This window comes from Streptomyces sp. NPDC059003 (genome assembly GCF_042740445.1).
Taxonomy (GTDB): Bacteria; Actinomycetota; Actinomycetes; order Streptomycetales; family Streptomycetaceae; genus Streptomyces.
Window position 1 is genome coordinate 21,392 of the sequence record NZ_JBHYJH010000020.1, and the last position, 13,852, is coordinate 35,243.

Annotated in this window: 11 protein-coding genes; all 11 read left to right on the forward strand. The window is 73.6% G+C overall.

Going from position 1 to position 13,852, the window contains the following annotated elements; genetic code table 11:
* Positions 1-48 precede the first annotated feature (48 nt).
* From ACFWZ5_RS10985 to ACFWZ5_RS11035, 11 genes are read left to right on the forward strand one after another with little or no spacing between them, the layout of a single operon-like run.
* A complete protein-coding gene (locus ACFWZ5_RS10985) occupies positions 49-1,413 on the forward strand; it encodes a DUF6002 family protein (RefSeq protein ID WP_384794313.1) in 1,365 nt (454 codons plus the stop codon).
* Positions 1,410-2,687, forward strand: coding sequence for an MFS transporter (locus ACFWZ5_RS10990; RefSeq protein ID WP_384794310.1), 1,278 nt, complete (start codon positions 1,410-1,412; stop codon positions 2,685-2,687). Before ACFWZ5_RS10985 ends, ACFWZ5_RS10990 begins: the two co-directional genes overlap by 4 nt.
* Complete coding sequence (locus ACFWZ5_RS10995; RefSeq protein WP_384794307.1) at positions 2,684-3,898, forward strand: hypothetical protein; 1,215 nt, start codon at positions 2,684-2,686, stop codon at positions 3,896-3,898. The genes ACFWZ5_RS10990 and ACFWZ5_RS10995 overlap by 4 nt, the downstream gene beginning before the upstream one ends.
* A complete protein-coding gene (locus ACFWZ5_RS11000; RefSeq protein ID WP_384794304.1) occupies positions 3,861-5,198 on the forward strand; it encodes a hypothetical protein in 1,338 nt (445 codons plus the stop codon). Before ACFWZ5_RS10995 ends, ACFWZ5_RS11000 begins: the two co-directional genes overlap by 38 nt.
* The gene (locus ACFWZ5_RS11005; protein ID WP_384794301.1) at positions 5,195-6,091 is read left to right on the forward strand and encodes an LLM class flavin-dependent oxidoreductase; all 897 of its coding nucleotides are present in this window, start codon (positions 5,195-5,197) and stop codon (positions 6,089-6,091) included. The genes ACFWZ5_RS11000 and ACFWZ5_RS11005 overlap by 4 nt, the downstream gene beginning before the upstream one ends.
* Positions 6,091-7,926, forward strand: a complete 1,836-nt coding sequence (asnB, locus tag ACFWZ5_RS11010; RefSeq protein ID WP_384794298.1) for an asparagine synthase (glutamine-hydrolyzing) — start codon at positions 6,091-6,093, stop codon at positions 7,924-7,926. The genes ACFWZ5_RS11005 and asnB overlap by 1 nt, the downstream gene beginning before the upstream one ends.
* Before the next feature lie 16 nt (positions 7,927-7,942).
* Complete coding sequence (locus ACFWZ5_RS11015) at positions 7,943-8,722, forward strand: tryptophan 2,3-dioxygenase family protein (protein WP_384794295.1); 780 nt, start codon at positions 7,943-7,945, stop codon at positions 8,720-8,722.
* A 32-nt stretch (positions 8,723-8,754) separates the two neighbouring features.
* Complete coding sequence (locus ACFWZ5_RS11020; RefSeq protein WP_384794292.1) at positions 8,755-9,939, forward strand: aminotransferase class V-fold PLP-dependent enzyme; 1,185 nt, start codon at positions 8,755-8,757, stop codon at positions 9,937-9,939.
* A gap of 22 nt (positions 9,940-9,961) precedes the next feature.
* The gene (locus ACFWZ5_RS11025; RefSeq protein WP_384794289.1) at positions 9,962-11,263 is read left to right on the forward strand and encodes a tryptophan 2,3-dioxygenase; all 1,302 of its coding nucleotides are present in this window, start codon (positions 9,962-9,964) and stop codon (positions 11,261-11,263) included.
* Positions 11,260-12,891 carry an FAD-dependent monooxygenase gene (locus ACFWZ5_RS11030; RefSeq protein WP_384794286.1) on the forward strand — a complete coding sequence of 544 codons (1,632 nt, stop codon included), beginning with the start codon at positions 11,260-11,262 and terminating at the stop codon, positions 12,889-12,891. The genes ACFWZ5_RS11025 and ACFWZ5_RS11030 overlap by 4 nt, the downstream gene beginning before the upstream one ends.
* A gap of 58 nt (positions 12,892-12,949) precedes the next feature.
* Positions 12,950-13,852, forward strand: a complete 903-nt coding sequence (locus ACFWZ5_RS11035; RefSeq protein WP_384794283.1) for an aminotransferase class IV — start codon at positions 12,950-12,952, stop codon at positions 13,850-13,852.

The following is a 13,852-nucleotide window of genomic DNA, read 5'->3' on the forward strand; positions in this document are numbered from 1 at the left end:
ACCTCCTCCTCCGCAGCCGCAAGGCCTCCGCAGCCGAAAGGTCCGGTCATGCCGCACAGCACCGATGCTCCTGTCGTCATCGACAACGTCCTGACCCGGTACGGCACACACATCCGCAGCGCCCTGAGCGAACTCCCGTCGCCGCCCGCGGGAGAGTTCGGTCCCGGCAACGACCTGCCCCCCGACTCGCAGGAGCTGAGCCGGTACTTCTCGGCCGCCACCCTCGCCTTCGCCGACCTCGGCACCTACGAGGGCAAACGGATCCGGCTCCTGGACCTGATGCGCAACCCGCGCACCCGTACCACCAAGACCTTCGCGTCGCTGCCGATCGTGGCGCGGGCGGTGGAGCACATCCGGCGCACCGGCGAGCGGGTCATGCTGCTCTCGCCGTCCTCCGGCAACAAGGCCACCGCGCTGCGCGACGCGGTGCTGCGGGCCCACGAGAGCGACCTGGCCACGCCCGAACAGCTGTCCATCCTCGTCGTGGTGCCCGGCGCCTCCCGGGACAAGCTGTGGTCGTCGCCGCTGTCCGACGACGAGTTGCTGCACTCGCGCAACCCCGTCGCGGTGCACGACGGGGCGGACCGGGCCGACGTCAAGCCGCTGGCGCGGGCGCTGATCGACGGGTACGCGGGGACGCTGCGCGAGCGGTGCGGGGTGAACCTCTGGTACACGCTCGACATCAACAACTACAAGGCCGCCGACATCGTGCGCGCCTACGCGGAGCGGGACGTCCTGCCTCCCGCCGCAGGGCGCCTGCACGTGCACGCGGTCTCCAGCGCCTACGGGCTGCTCGGCCACGACCTCGGCGCCCGGCGCCTCGCCGCGGAGGGGCGCGGCGAACCCAGCGCGCACTACTTCCTGGTGCAGCACCTGGACACCCCCGACATGGTGCTCAGCCTGCACTTCGGCTCGCACTCCCGGACGAACCTGCCCGCCTACCGCTACGACGAGCGGACGGGCCTGCACCACCAGGACAGCGACCCGCGCTTCCCGGCCACCGCGTTCGACCCCGGCGAGAACCTGGACCCGACCTTCTACACGCGGACGCCGCCGACCTCCCAGGAGATCAACCCCCTCATCCACGCGCGCGGTGGCGGCGGCATCGTCGTCTCGCTGCCCGAGTGCCTGGAGCGCTACCCCCGGCTGCGCGCCGCCCTCGCGCCCGCCGGGATCGTGCTGCCCGCCGACCCGCGCGAACTGCGCGAGTGGTCCCTGGTGATGGCGATGACCGGCCTCTTCAACGCGATCGACCGGGGCCTGGTGGCCGAGGACGACATCCTCGTCCACGGCTCGGGGAGCTACCACCAGGGCGACTTCGTCCCGCTGGCCCCGGACCGGCTGACCCCCGTCGCCGACGTGGAGGAGCTCGCCGAGATCGCGATCGCGGCCGCGGAGGGAAAGGACCTGTGACACCCGCCTGGGCCGGACGGATCCCGGGGCTGAGCCCCAGCCCGGTCCGGCCCGTGTACCTGGCCACGCTCGTGGCCAACATCGGCAGCGGCGCCTGGTACACCTGCCTGGCCATCTTCGCCGTCCACTCCGTGGGGGTCTCGCCGACGCAGTTCGGCGTCGGCGTCACCGCCGCGGGCGTCGCGGGACTCCTGGCGGGCAGCCCGCTCGGCTACCTGGCGGACCGCACCGGCGCGCGGGAGATGCTGATCGGCATCTCCCTCGCGCAGGCCGCCGCCGCGCTCGGCTACCTGCTGACCAGGGGCTTCTGGCCGTTCGTGCTCGTCACCTGCTTCGCGGTTGCGGGGGAGCGGGCCGCGCCGGGCATCCGGATCGCGCTCATCTCCGGCCTGACGGAGGACAAGGAGCGGCTGAGCGCCATCTCCACCACCGTCGTCGTCGCGCACATCGGCGCCGCCGTCGGAGCCGCCCTCGGCGCGCTGGTGCTCTGGGCGGACAACCGGGCCGCGTACGTGGCGCTGATCCTGCTCTCCAGCGTCTCGTTCCTCGCCTTCGCGCTGATCGTGCGGGCCGTGCCGCACGTGGAGACGCTCAGCGAGAAGGAGGTCACCCGGCCGGTCCTCGTGCTGCGGGACCGGCCGTTCCTCGTCATCACCGCGCTCAGCGCCGTCCTCGCCCTGAACTGGGGAATGATGGGCAGCGGGGTGCCGCTGTGGATCACCGAGCACACCAGCGCGCCCGCCTGGACCATGGGCGTGCTCACCACCGTCAACGCCGTGGCCATCGTCGTGTTCCAGAACCGGGCGAGCCGGGGCGCCACGACCGTGCCGGGAGCGGCCAGGCTCGGCGTGTGGTGCGCCGCCGCCCTGGTCCTGTCCTGCCTGCTGTTCGCCGCGACCTTCCACGGCAGCGGCCCCTGGGTGATCGTGCTGCTGCTCGCGGGCGCCGCCGCCCACGTGGTCGGTGAACTGCTGTACGTGGCCAGCGCCTGGGGCCTGTCCGTCGGCCTCGCTCCGGACGACGCGCACGGCGAGTACCAGGGCGCGTTCGGCACCGGTCCCGCGGCCGCCCTGATGTTCGCGCCCGCCCTGATGAGCCTGCTGGTCGTCGACGTGGGCGTGGCCGGCTGGTTCGTCCTCGCGGGCCTCTTCCTGCTCGGCGGGCTGCCCACCGTACGGGTCAGCCGCTGGGCGCAGCGCAACCGCCCCGACCCCGCGTCGACCGGCGGCCCGGCTCCGGATCAGAAGGATCAGAAGGAGAAGCGCACCTCGTGAACCGCCTCACCGACCCCTTGCGTACCCAGGTCACCCGCCGGCTGCTGCGGGCGGGCTTCGCCTGGGACCACAGTCCGGACCCGCTGCTGACCTCCCTGCGTACCGCCCTGGAGACGCGTCTTCTTCCGTTCACTGCCGTGACCTCCGCCCCCGGCACCCCGGCACCCGCCATCGGCTACGCGGGCGTCCCGCACGGCGTCGTCAAGATCCATCAGTTACTGGAGCGCCAGCGTGACCACGGCCGCCCCGCCCCGCCGCCCCTGCGCGGAACTCCCGGCCGTGACGCGGTGCTCACCGGGCGGCTGCCCCCCGGCGACCTGGTCGCCGTCGGCTGCACGGCCGGTCAGGCGGCGCGACTGCCCCGGCGGGCCGCGCTCGTCCTGCCGTACCGGCTGCACATGACGGTCGACCTGCCCGCCGAACCCGGCGCGTGGCGGCGCAATCTGTCCCGGCGCGAGCGGCAGTGGGGCACGGCTCAACTCCGCGACCGCGACTGGGGACTTGAGATCGTCACCGACGAGGCCTCGTTCCACTGGTTCTTCGACCGCATGCACCTGCCCACCATGCGCGAGCGCCACGGCGCGCGGACCCGCAGCGAGAACCGCACCCGCGCCCGGGAGTGCCTGTACCGCCAGGGCATGCTGGCCTTCGTCACCCTGGACGGCGCCCGGGTCTCCGGCTCGCTGTGCGTGTGGGACCGGGCCGCGTCCGTCCTGACCATCCGCCTGGTCGGCGTGCTCGAAGGGGACGAGGGCCTCTACGACCAGGGCGCGCTGCGCATGGCCGACCACCTGCTGCTCGACTGGGCCGACCGGCGCGGCATCGGCCACGTCGACTTCGGCGGCACCGAGGCGTGGCTGAGCCAGGGCACCTTCCGATGGAAGCGGAAGTTCGGTGCCCGTGCCGCCGCACCGCCCAACCACCTCGCCAACCTCGCCGTGTGGTGGCACGCCCGCAACGACACCCCCGCGGTGCGCGACTTCCTCGTCGCCAACCCGGCGTTGGAGCGGCTCCCCGACGGGCGGCTGCGCGCCGTCTACTTCGAGGACGACCGCCGGCCGGCCCGCCACGACCTCTCGCACCGCTGCGCCAACGTCACCGAGGCCCGCACCGTGCACCTCGACGCGTACCTCGCCCGCCCCAGTGCCCGCCTCGTGAAGGGAGAACCGGCCGATGTCCGTCACGCAGGCGGCCCGACCGTGGTTCGGTGACCGCACACCCGAAACCGGAACCAGCCCCGAGCGGACCGCCGAGATCCTGCGCGAAGCCCAGGACGGACTGCCCGTCGTCGACGGCTCCGTGGCCCTCCAGCCCTTCCTCGTCCCCTTCGCCCGCTACCGCGAACTGCTGACCGCGGCGACGGACGTGCTCGACCTGCTGCGCCGCACCGTCGTCGGCCTGGCCGACGACCGGCAGGGGCGGATGGCCGCGCTCGGCATCGACCCCGCGGACTGTCCCCGGTTCACCGGGGACGAGGCGTTCGAACTGCGGCACTGCGCCGACCTGGCCCGCGCGGACGTGATCATCGGCCCGGACGGGCCGAAGTTCATCGAGTTCAACGTCAGCGCGGCCTTCGGCGGAATGGTCCACTTCGAGACGCACCACCGGGCCTGGCGGCGCGTCGCCGCCCTGTCCGGGATGCCGTCGCCGATCGGCGTGGACCCCTACGCCCCGTTCGCCGCCCTGGTGGCACGCCTCTGCGGCGAACGCGGCGTGCTGCCGTCGGTGGCCCTGATCGACCTGCTCGGCGACGGCTACGCCGAGACCGCGCCCCGCCTGTTCGACCTCCAGGCCGACCTGCTGCGCGGCCACGGCGTGCACGCCGAGTTCGTCCCCCTGGACGGCCTCGCCGAAGGGCTCGGACTGCCCGGCGCGCCCCGCCACCGGCTCGGCATCGCCCAGTACAACGAGCAGGACGCCCGCGAGCTGGGGGTGAGCACGGCCCCCGCCCGCGCCGCCCAGGAGGCCGGGCTCACCCTCGTCCCGTCCCAGACCCACTGGCTGCTGCACTCCAAGAAGGTGCTCGCGCTCGCCTCGGAGGGCCAGCCGTGGATGAGCGAGCGGGACAGGGCCCTTGCCGCCCGCTACCTGCCCTGGAGCCGGGTCGTCGGCGACCGGGACGTGCGCTGGCGGGGCCGGAGCCACCAGCTGCCGGAGCTGCTCGTCCGGCATCCCGAGCGGTTCGTGCTCAAGGGCGCCACCGGCTGGTCGGGCCACGAGGTGTTCTTCGGCGCCCGCACCGGGGCCGGCGCCTGGGCGGAGCTGGTGGAACGAGCGGTGAGCACCGGGTACTTCGTCGCCCAGGAGGTGGTGCCCGCCCAGACCTGCCCGGTCGACGTGATGGAGGAGAGCGGCGAGGTCGTCCGGTACACCGCCGACACGGTGATCAGCCCGTTCTGTGTCGGTGGCGTGGGCGCCGGGTGCATGGCCCGCTTCGTCGAGGCCGACCGCCCCGGCGTGATCAGCGCCCTGTCCAAGGCCCGCCTCGGCGTGCTGCTCGGCGCCGCGTGAGCCCGGTGCGCCTCGGCGGCCTGATCCTGCCCCAGCACCGCGGACCGGACGGGCCGCGGGTGTGGAGTTACGCCGAGGACCTCGGCCTCGCGCACGCCTGGACCTACGACCACGTGTCCTGGCGCACCCTGCGCGACCAGCCCTGGTTCGAGGCGATGACCACCCTGGCCGCGGCCGCCGCCACCACGACCCGCATCGGCCTGGGCACCCTGGTGACCTCACCGAACTTCCGGCACCCCGTCGTGTGCGCCAAACAGGCCATGACCGTCGACCACCTCAGCGGCGGCCGGTTCGTGCTCGGCCTCGGAGCGGGAGCGCCGGGCGCCGACGCCCACGTACTCGGCGGCAGGGAGCTCTCCGCGACAGAACGCGCCGACCGCTTCGAGGAGTTCACGCACCTGAGCGACCTCCTGCTCCGGGAGCGAAAGGTCACCTTCCGAGGCCGCTGGTACGAGGCGGTGGACGCGCGCACGGTGCCCGGCTGCGTGCGGCGGCCCAGGCTGCTGTTCGCCATCGCCGCCACCGGGCCGCGCGGCATGCGGCTCGCCGCGCGGCACGCCGACACGTGGGTGACCGTCGGCGACGCCCGGGCCCTTGAGGAGCAGGACGAGCGCGGGGCGTTCGCCGCGCTGCGCGCCCAGCGAGGACGGCTCGACGCGGCCTGCGCCGCCGAGGGCCGCGATCCGGCGACGCTGCGCGGGCTCGTCGTACTCAGTCGGTTCGTCCCGGACCCGTACGCGTCCCCGGGGCGCCTTGAGGACCTGCTCGGCCGGTGCGCCGAACTCGGCGTCACCGACGCGGTGATCGCCCTGCCCCGCCGGGACGGGGTGTTCGCCGGCGACCCCGCGGCATTCGAACGGGCCGTGGGCCACATGACCGAGAGGAGCCAGTGATGTGTGGCATTGTCGGGCGGCTCGACTTCGCCCGGGACGTGGCCGCCGAGCGGGACGTCATCGAGGCCATGACCGCGGCCATGCGCAACCGGGGCCCCGACTCCGGCGGCGTCTGGACCGGGCCGGACGTCGCCCTCGGCCAGCGGCGCCTCGCCGTCATCGACATCGACGGCGGCAGCCAGCCGATGACCGCCGAGTCCGGTCCGCACCGGCTGCCCGTGGTCCTCGTGCACAGCGGCGAGATCTACAACTTCCGGGAGCTGCGCGCCGAACTCGCCGCCCGCGGGCACCGCTTCACCACCCGCTGCGACACGGAGGTGGTGCTGCGGGCCTACCAGGAGTGGGGCGCCGGCTGCGTGGAGCGCCTGGACGGCATGTTCGCCTTCGCCGTCTGGGACGCCGCGCGGGAGGAACTCCTGCTCGCCCGCGACCGGCTCGGCATCAAGCCCCTGTACTACGCGCCGCTGCCCACCGGAACGGTCTTCGCCTCCGAGCCCAAGGGCGTCCTCGCCGACCCCAGGTACACCCCGTCGGTGCGGGAGGAAGCGCTGCCGGTCCTGTTCAACGCCCGCCTCGCGCTGCCCGGCGAGACCCCGCTGCACGGGCTGCGCGAGGTGCCGCCGGGCCATGTCGTCCGGGTCGGCCGTTCCGGCTGCCACGAGGTCCCCTACTGGCGCCTGGTCAGCCACGAGCACACCGACGGCCCCGCCGAGACCGTGGACACCGTCCGGGACCTGCTCTCCGACGTGGTGAGCAGGCAACTCGTCGCGGACGTCCCCGTGGCCGCGCTGCTCTCCGGCGGCCTCGACTCCAGCGTCCTGGCCGCGCTCGCCGCCCGGGGCACACAGGACGCCCCGGACGGGCCGCTGACCACCTACTGCGTCGGATTCCACGGCGACGACCGCGACTTCCGGCCCACGGTGATGCGGGCCGAGCGCGACACGCCGTACGCGGTCCTGGCCGCCAAGCACCTGGGCACCGACCACATCGAGGTGCTCCTCGACCCGGCGGAGGTGGCCGCGACCGGGGACCGGCCGCTGCGCGCCAGGGACCTGCCCACGCTCGGCCAGTTCGACGCCTCCACCCTGCTGCTGTTCCAGACGGTGCGGGAGCGGTGCACGGTGGCGCTGTCCGGGGAAGGGGCCGACGAGGTCTTCGGCGGCTACCCGTGGTTCCACGACGCGGCCACCGTCGGCCGGGACACCTTCCCCTGGCTGGGCGACGCGCCCCGCCTGACCGACTGCCTCGCCCCCGACGTACGAGCACGGCTGCGCCCGGCCGACAACGAGCGGGACCGGTACGCCACCCTGCTGGCCCGGGTGCCCCGGCTGCCCGGGGAGAGCGGACTGCAGGCACGCATGCGCGAGGTGCTGTACCTCAGCCTCCAGGGGCCGCTGGCCTACCTGCTCGACTGCGCCGACCGGATGAGCATGGCCGTCGGCCTCGAAGTGCGCGTGCCGTTCTGCGACCACCGGCTCCTTGAGTACGTCTGGAACGTCCCCTGGGCGATGAAGTCGGCGGACGGCCGGGAGAAGTCGCTGCTGCGCGCGGCCGCCGCCGGGCTGCTGCCGGACGAGATCCTCCTCCGCCGCAAGAGCGGCTACCCGGCCCTGCACGACACGGCCCACGAACAGGCCGTGTGCGGGGCGGTCCGCGCGCTCCTGGACGACACCACTTCGCCGCTGCACGGCGTGCTCGCCCCGGCCCGGGTGCGCGCCCTGCTCGACGGCGAGGGGGCGGCGCACACGATGACCCACGCCGGCCGCGCCCACCTGGTGCTGCCGTTCCTCGAGGTCGACGCCTGGCTGCGCGCCTACGGACTCACCATCAGCTGAAGAAGGGACCGCGTACATGGCGAAGGACTACCAGCCGATCCTGCCCGGCGAGGGCGACTCCGACTACACGCGTTACATGCGCACCGACGCGCTGCTCTCCTTGCAGCGCACCCGCGAGGAAATGGTCCACCGGGACGAACTGCTCTTCCAGACGGTGCACCAGTCCACCGAGCTGTGGCTCAAGCACGCCTGTTACGAATCGTCCGACGCCGCCGACCTGATACGCGACGACAGGCCCGCGGCCGCGGTGCGGCTGCTCGCCCGCGCCGCCCTGGGCATCCACCTGGTCACCGAGCAGCTGGAGATGATGCACCATCTCGCGCCGCGCGACTTCAACGCGTTCCGCGGCGCCCTCGGCAACGGGTCGGGCTTCGAGTCGCCCGGCTGGCAGGGGATACGGAACTGCGGCAGCGACCTCTCGACGGCCTTCGACAAGCTGGTCGCCGAACGGGAGTTGGACCTGCACGAGCTCTACCGGGGCGACCCCGACGAGCCGGTGCACCGGCTCACCGAGGCGCTGGTCGAGTGGGACGAGCGGGTCGCGCTGTGGCGCGTACGCCACTACAAGATCGCCACCCGGATCATCGGCCATGGCGTCATCGGCACCAAGGGCACCCCGGTGGACGTGCTGAGCCGGCTGATCGCGCACAAGTTCTTCCCCGCGCTGTGGGCGGTGCGCACGGGGCTGACCCTGGAGGCGGACGGGGAGCTGGACGAGCAGGGGGACGGCGAGCTGGGCAGCCAGGCCGACGGGGAGCTCGACGGGCGGGCGGACGGCGCGTTGTGCCCGATGTGACCGCCGCGAGTGCCGCGACTGCTGTGCCCGGTGTGACGGATCCGGCGCGGTTCCGGGCCAACTTCCCCGCCCTGAAGGACACCGTCCACCTCGCCGGGTGCAGCGTTCCGCCCCGCTCGGACGCCCTGGACGCCGCGCTCGCCCGGATGCTGGACGCGATGCGGCGGCCCGCCGAGGCCTGGCACCTGTTCGAGGAGGAGGGAGAGCGGTCCCGGCACCTCTTCGCCGCACTGGTGGGCGCCAGGCCCGAGCAGATCGCGCTGGTGCCCAACGCGTCGGTGGGCGCCCACCAGGCCGTGTCCGGCCTCGACCTGCGCCGCAGGCCGCGCATCGTCACCACGACCGCCGAGTTCCCCTCGCTCGCACACGTGTGGCTCGCGCGGCGCCCGAGCGGCGCCGAGGTCGTCTTCGCCGAGGACACCGCCGCGGGGGACGGCGACGAGGCCGGACCCGGGGACGCCATGGCCCACGAGGGCCGCACCGCACGGGCGTTGACCGCGGCCGTCGACGGGCGCACCGCTCTGGTGTCGGTGCCGCTGGTCACGTACCGCACCTGCGAGCGACTGCCCGTGGCGCGCATCGCCCGCGCCGCCCGGCAGGTGGGCGCCCGGGTCCTCGTGGACGCCTACCAGGCGGTGGGCGTCGAGCCGGTCGACGTGGACGAGCTCGGCTGCGACTTCCTGGTGGCCGGAACCTCGAAGTACCTGCTCGGCCTCCCCGGGATCGCCTTCCTCTACGTCCGTGACCCCGGCGCCGTCGCGCAACCGCCCACGCTGACCGGCTGGTTCGGGCGGCGCGAGCCGTTCGCGTTCGACCCCAGGCGGCTCGACTGGGCCGACAGCGCCCGGCGCCTGGAGACGGGCACCCCGCCCGTGCCCGCGCTCTACGCGGCCACCGCGGGCCTTGAACTGATCGCGTCCGTCGGCGCGCACGCTGTGCGGGACCACGTCACCGCCCTCGGGGACCGCGCCACCGGGCTGCTGACCCGGGCCGGCGAACGGCTGCTCTCGCCGTCCGACCCGCTCTCGCGCGGTGCCCACGTCGCGCTGCACGACGCCGATCCGGCGGCGCTCGCGGCCCACCTGGCGCGGCGGGACATCGCCGTCGCGCCGCGCGGCGACGTGGTGCGCCTGTCCCTCCACTACTACTCCGACACCGATGACGTCGACACGGCGTGTGCGGAGATCGAGAGGTACCGCCGCTCGACCGCACGCTGACCGACAACGGGAGGTGAACGCGATGCACGAGCTCGACGACTGGCTCAGAGACCCCGGACCGGAACGTTTTCCCTACGACGCGGTGATCGCCGAGTTCCACCGGGTGGGCAAGCACTTCGTCGCCAAGGAGCTGCTCGCCGATCTCGCGGCGGCCCGCTCGGCGCTGCAGGACGGCACCGGGGACCGGGGCGCGGACCCCGTCCTCGCGGCCTTCCTCGACACGGCGCTCGACAAGTGGGACGGCCGCTACGACTACTGCACGTATCTGTCCCTCGGCGTCCTGCCGCTGCCCGGCGGGCAGGAGACGGCCTCCTCCGGCGCGAGCACCGGTGACGGCGGCCCCGCCGCCGTCCGGGCGGCCGGGCACCGGCGCGACCGCCTGGTGGTCCAACTGGTCGCCGACGCGCTGCGCCAGCAACTGGCCGCCGCCGACGGCGAGAGTGACCTCTGGCCCGAGATGCGGCCGCCCGCGGTCCTCGCCTCCAAACGGCTGCGCCTGGGAGTACGGGCCGTCACCCCCGTGGTGCGACGCCTGGGCCTCTCCGTCCCCGACCCCGACGACGGGACGGAGAAGGCGGCGCGGCAGCTGTGGCGGGAGGTCGCCGCGGACGCGCTGCCGGAGGAGCTGCGGGTGGTGCGCCTGAGCATCCTTCCGGTCTACATCTCGCACGACGAGTACATGTTCCTGCGCATCCTGCAGTCCTTCGAGGCGTCCTTCGCCCATCTCTCCGTCCTGCTCCGCCAGGCCGTGGCGGAGCTCCTGAGGGCGGACGCGGCGCGGTGCGCGGAGCTGGTCGGCAGCGCCGACGACGCCCTGCGCGAGGCGGCGTCGCTCTTCCCGCTGCTCGCGACCATGCAGGTCGGCTCGTTCCGCACCTTCCGGATGTACACCGAGGGAGCCAGCGCCATCCAGTCCCGCAATTACAAGATCGTGGAGTCGTTATGCCGGGTCCCGGACGGGGACCGGCTCGACGCGGCCGCCTATCTGTCGGTGCCCGAGGTGCGCGAGCAGGTCCTGTCCGGGCAGGCGACCCTGTCCGGGGCCCTGCGGTCGGTCGCGGCCGCCGGCCTGGTGAGCGGGGCGGACCGGGCGCGGCTCGACGAGGCGTTCGAGGCGTTCGCGGGCTCGCTCCTTCAGTGGCGGCAGACCCACTACCGGATGGCGGTGCGCATGCTCGGCGAAGGCCAGACCGGCACGGGGTACACCGAAGGCACGCCCTATCTGCGCGCGGTGCGCGACATCCCGGTCTTCCAGGTCGCGGCGGACGACGGCCCGGCCGCGGCGCCGGGGCCCTCCGACGGTGAGAGCGAGGTCCGTTCATGACAGCACACGACGCCCCCGTGGGCATCGTCGGAGCGGGCCCGGTCGGGCTCGCCCTGGCCCTGCGCCTCGCCTCCCTCGGGGTGGAGAGCGTGGTCCTCGAACAGGATCCCCAGCTGCGCAAGCAGGGGTCCAAGGCGTGTCTGATCCAGGGCGACGTCCTTGAGGTGCTCGACAAGTTCGGCTGCGCCGACCCCGTCGCCGACGAGGGGGTCACCTGGACGGTGGGCCGCACCTACGTACGCGGCCAGGTCATCCGCACCCAGGTGTACGAGCGGCCGATCGGCTACGGCCCGTTCGTGAACATCTCCCAGTACCGCATCGAGCAGTTGCTGTCCGAACAGGCCGAGGACCACCCCCTGGTGTCGTTGCGCCGGGGCCATGCCGTCGAGGGCGTGGAGCAGGACGGGGATGCGGGGGTCTCCGTACGCGTCCGCACCGCTGCCGGGGAGACCCGGATGTCGTTCCGGTACCTCGCCGCGTGCGACGGAGTGCGCAGCCCGCTGCGTGCCCTGGCCGGGGTGGAGTGGACCGGGTACACCCACAAGGACCGCTTCCTGATCACCGACATCCGCGCCGAGCTCCCGCTGGCCCGGGAACGGCACTTCCACTACGACCCGCCGTTCAACCCGGGACGGCAGCTGGTGATGCACCCGCAGCCGGACAACGTGTGGCGCATCGACTGGCAGCTGCCGCCCGACGCCGACATCACGGCCGAGGAGCGCGACGGCCGGCTCGACCGTCGCATCCGCGACGTCATCGGCGACATCCCGTACGCGATCGACTGGTGGAGCACGTACCGGTTCCACCAGCGGGTGGTCGACCGGTTCCGCGTGGGCCGGGTCTTCTTCGCCGGGGACGCGGCGCACGCCCTGCCGCCGTACGGCTCGCGCGGCATGAACAGCGGCATCCAGGACGCCGACAACCTCGCCTGGAAACTCGCCGCCGTCCTGGACGGGGGCAGCGACGAGGGCCTCCTCGACACCTACCACGACGAGCGGTACGCGGCGGCCCTGGAGAACCTGCGGGTGACGGAGGCCACCATCCGCTTCATGGTCCCGCCGAGCCGGTGGCGCCACTGGGCCCGCCGGGTGCTGCTCGCGCTGGCTCCGCGGGTGCGGTCCGTGCGGGGGAAGGTCAACAGCGGGCGCATGGCGGAGCCTTATGTCTACCGGGAGTCCTCGCTGGTCACCGACGCCGGGGCCCATCCGCTGACCGGCGCGTTCGCCCCTGACGGGTATGTGCTGTGCCCACCGGGCAGCGGGCCGCCGGGACGGGTGCGGGAGGCCGAGGGGCGCTGCAGGCTGCGCCGCCTGCTCGGGGACGAGTTCGTGGCACTCCACTTCTCCGTGGGGCAGGACCCCGAGCTGTTCGCCAAGGCCGCCGGTCATCTGCCGGTCCGGGTGCGGTCGGTCCTGCCGGTGGAGACCGAGGGCGCCGGGCGGGGCGTCGTCGTCGACCACGACGGCGCGGTGCACGCGGCGTACGGCGCCACCGGGCCGTGCTGGTTCCTCATCCGCCCCGACGGCCACATCGCCGCGACCGGTCCCGCCGACGACCCCGTCGGCGCCGCGGGCCGGCTCGCCGCCGCCCTGGCCACCGCGTCGGCCACGGCGCGCCCCGTGGCCTGACCGCCCGCCGATCCACCGCCCCGCCGATCCACCGCCCCACAACAGGAGGAGAACCACTGTGGCGTCATCACCGGCCGCCTGGCTCAACGGTGCCGTCGTGCCCTGGGAGGACTGCGTCGTGCACGCCCGCTCCCAGGGCGCGATCTGGGGCGCCAACGTCTTCGAGGGCATACGGGCCTACTGGCGCCCCGACGAGCGCAGGCTGTACGCCTTCCGCCTGGCCGACCACCTCGACCGCCTCGTCAGGTCCATGAAGGCCCTGCACATGCCGGTCACCCGGACCCCGCAGGAACTGGCCGACGCCTGCTCGGAACTGGTCCGCGCGGGCGGCTTCACGGAGCACCTGCACGTGTGCGTCGTCGCCTACTTCGACCTGAGCCCGGGCTTCGACCCGATGTACCACACCGATGCCACCGGCATGCACATCACCGCCGTGCCCGTGCCCCGCCCCGAGCAGTGGACCCGCGGCGCCGCCGTGGGCGTGTCGAGCTGGCGGCGGCTCGGCGACGACACCATGCCGCCGCGGATCAAGACCGGGGCCAACTACGGCAACAGCCGCCTCGCCATGCACGAGGCGGTGCGCAACGGCTACGACAACGCCCTGCTGCTCAACCAGCGGGGCACCGTCGCTGAGGCGCCCGGCGCCTGCGTCGTGATGATCCGGGACGGCAGGCTCGTCACGCCGCCCGGCACGGCCGGTGTCCTCGAAGGCATCACGCTGGACAGCGTGCTCACGCTCGCCCGCGACGAACTGGGGCTGCCCGTCGAGAAACGGGAGATCGACCGCACCGAGATCTACGCCGCGGACGAGGCGTTCCTGTGCGGGACGATGTCCGAGATCATGCCGATCACCTCCCTGGACCGGGTCCCCGTCGGCGACGGCACGCCCGGACCGCTCACCCGGTCCCTGCAGAAGAGCTTCGACCAGGCCCTGGCGGGTCAGTGGTCCACCCCGCTGTGA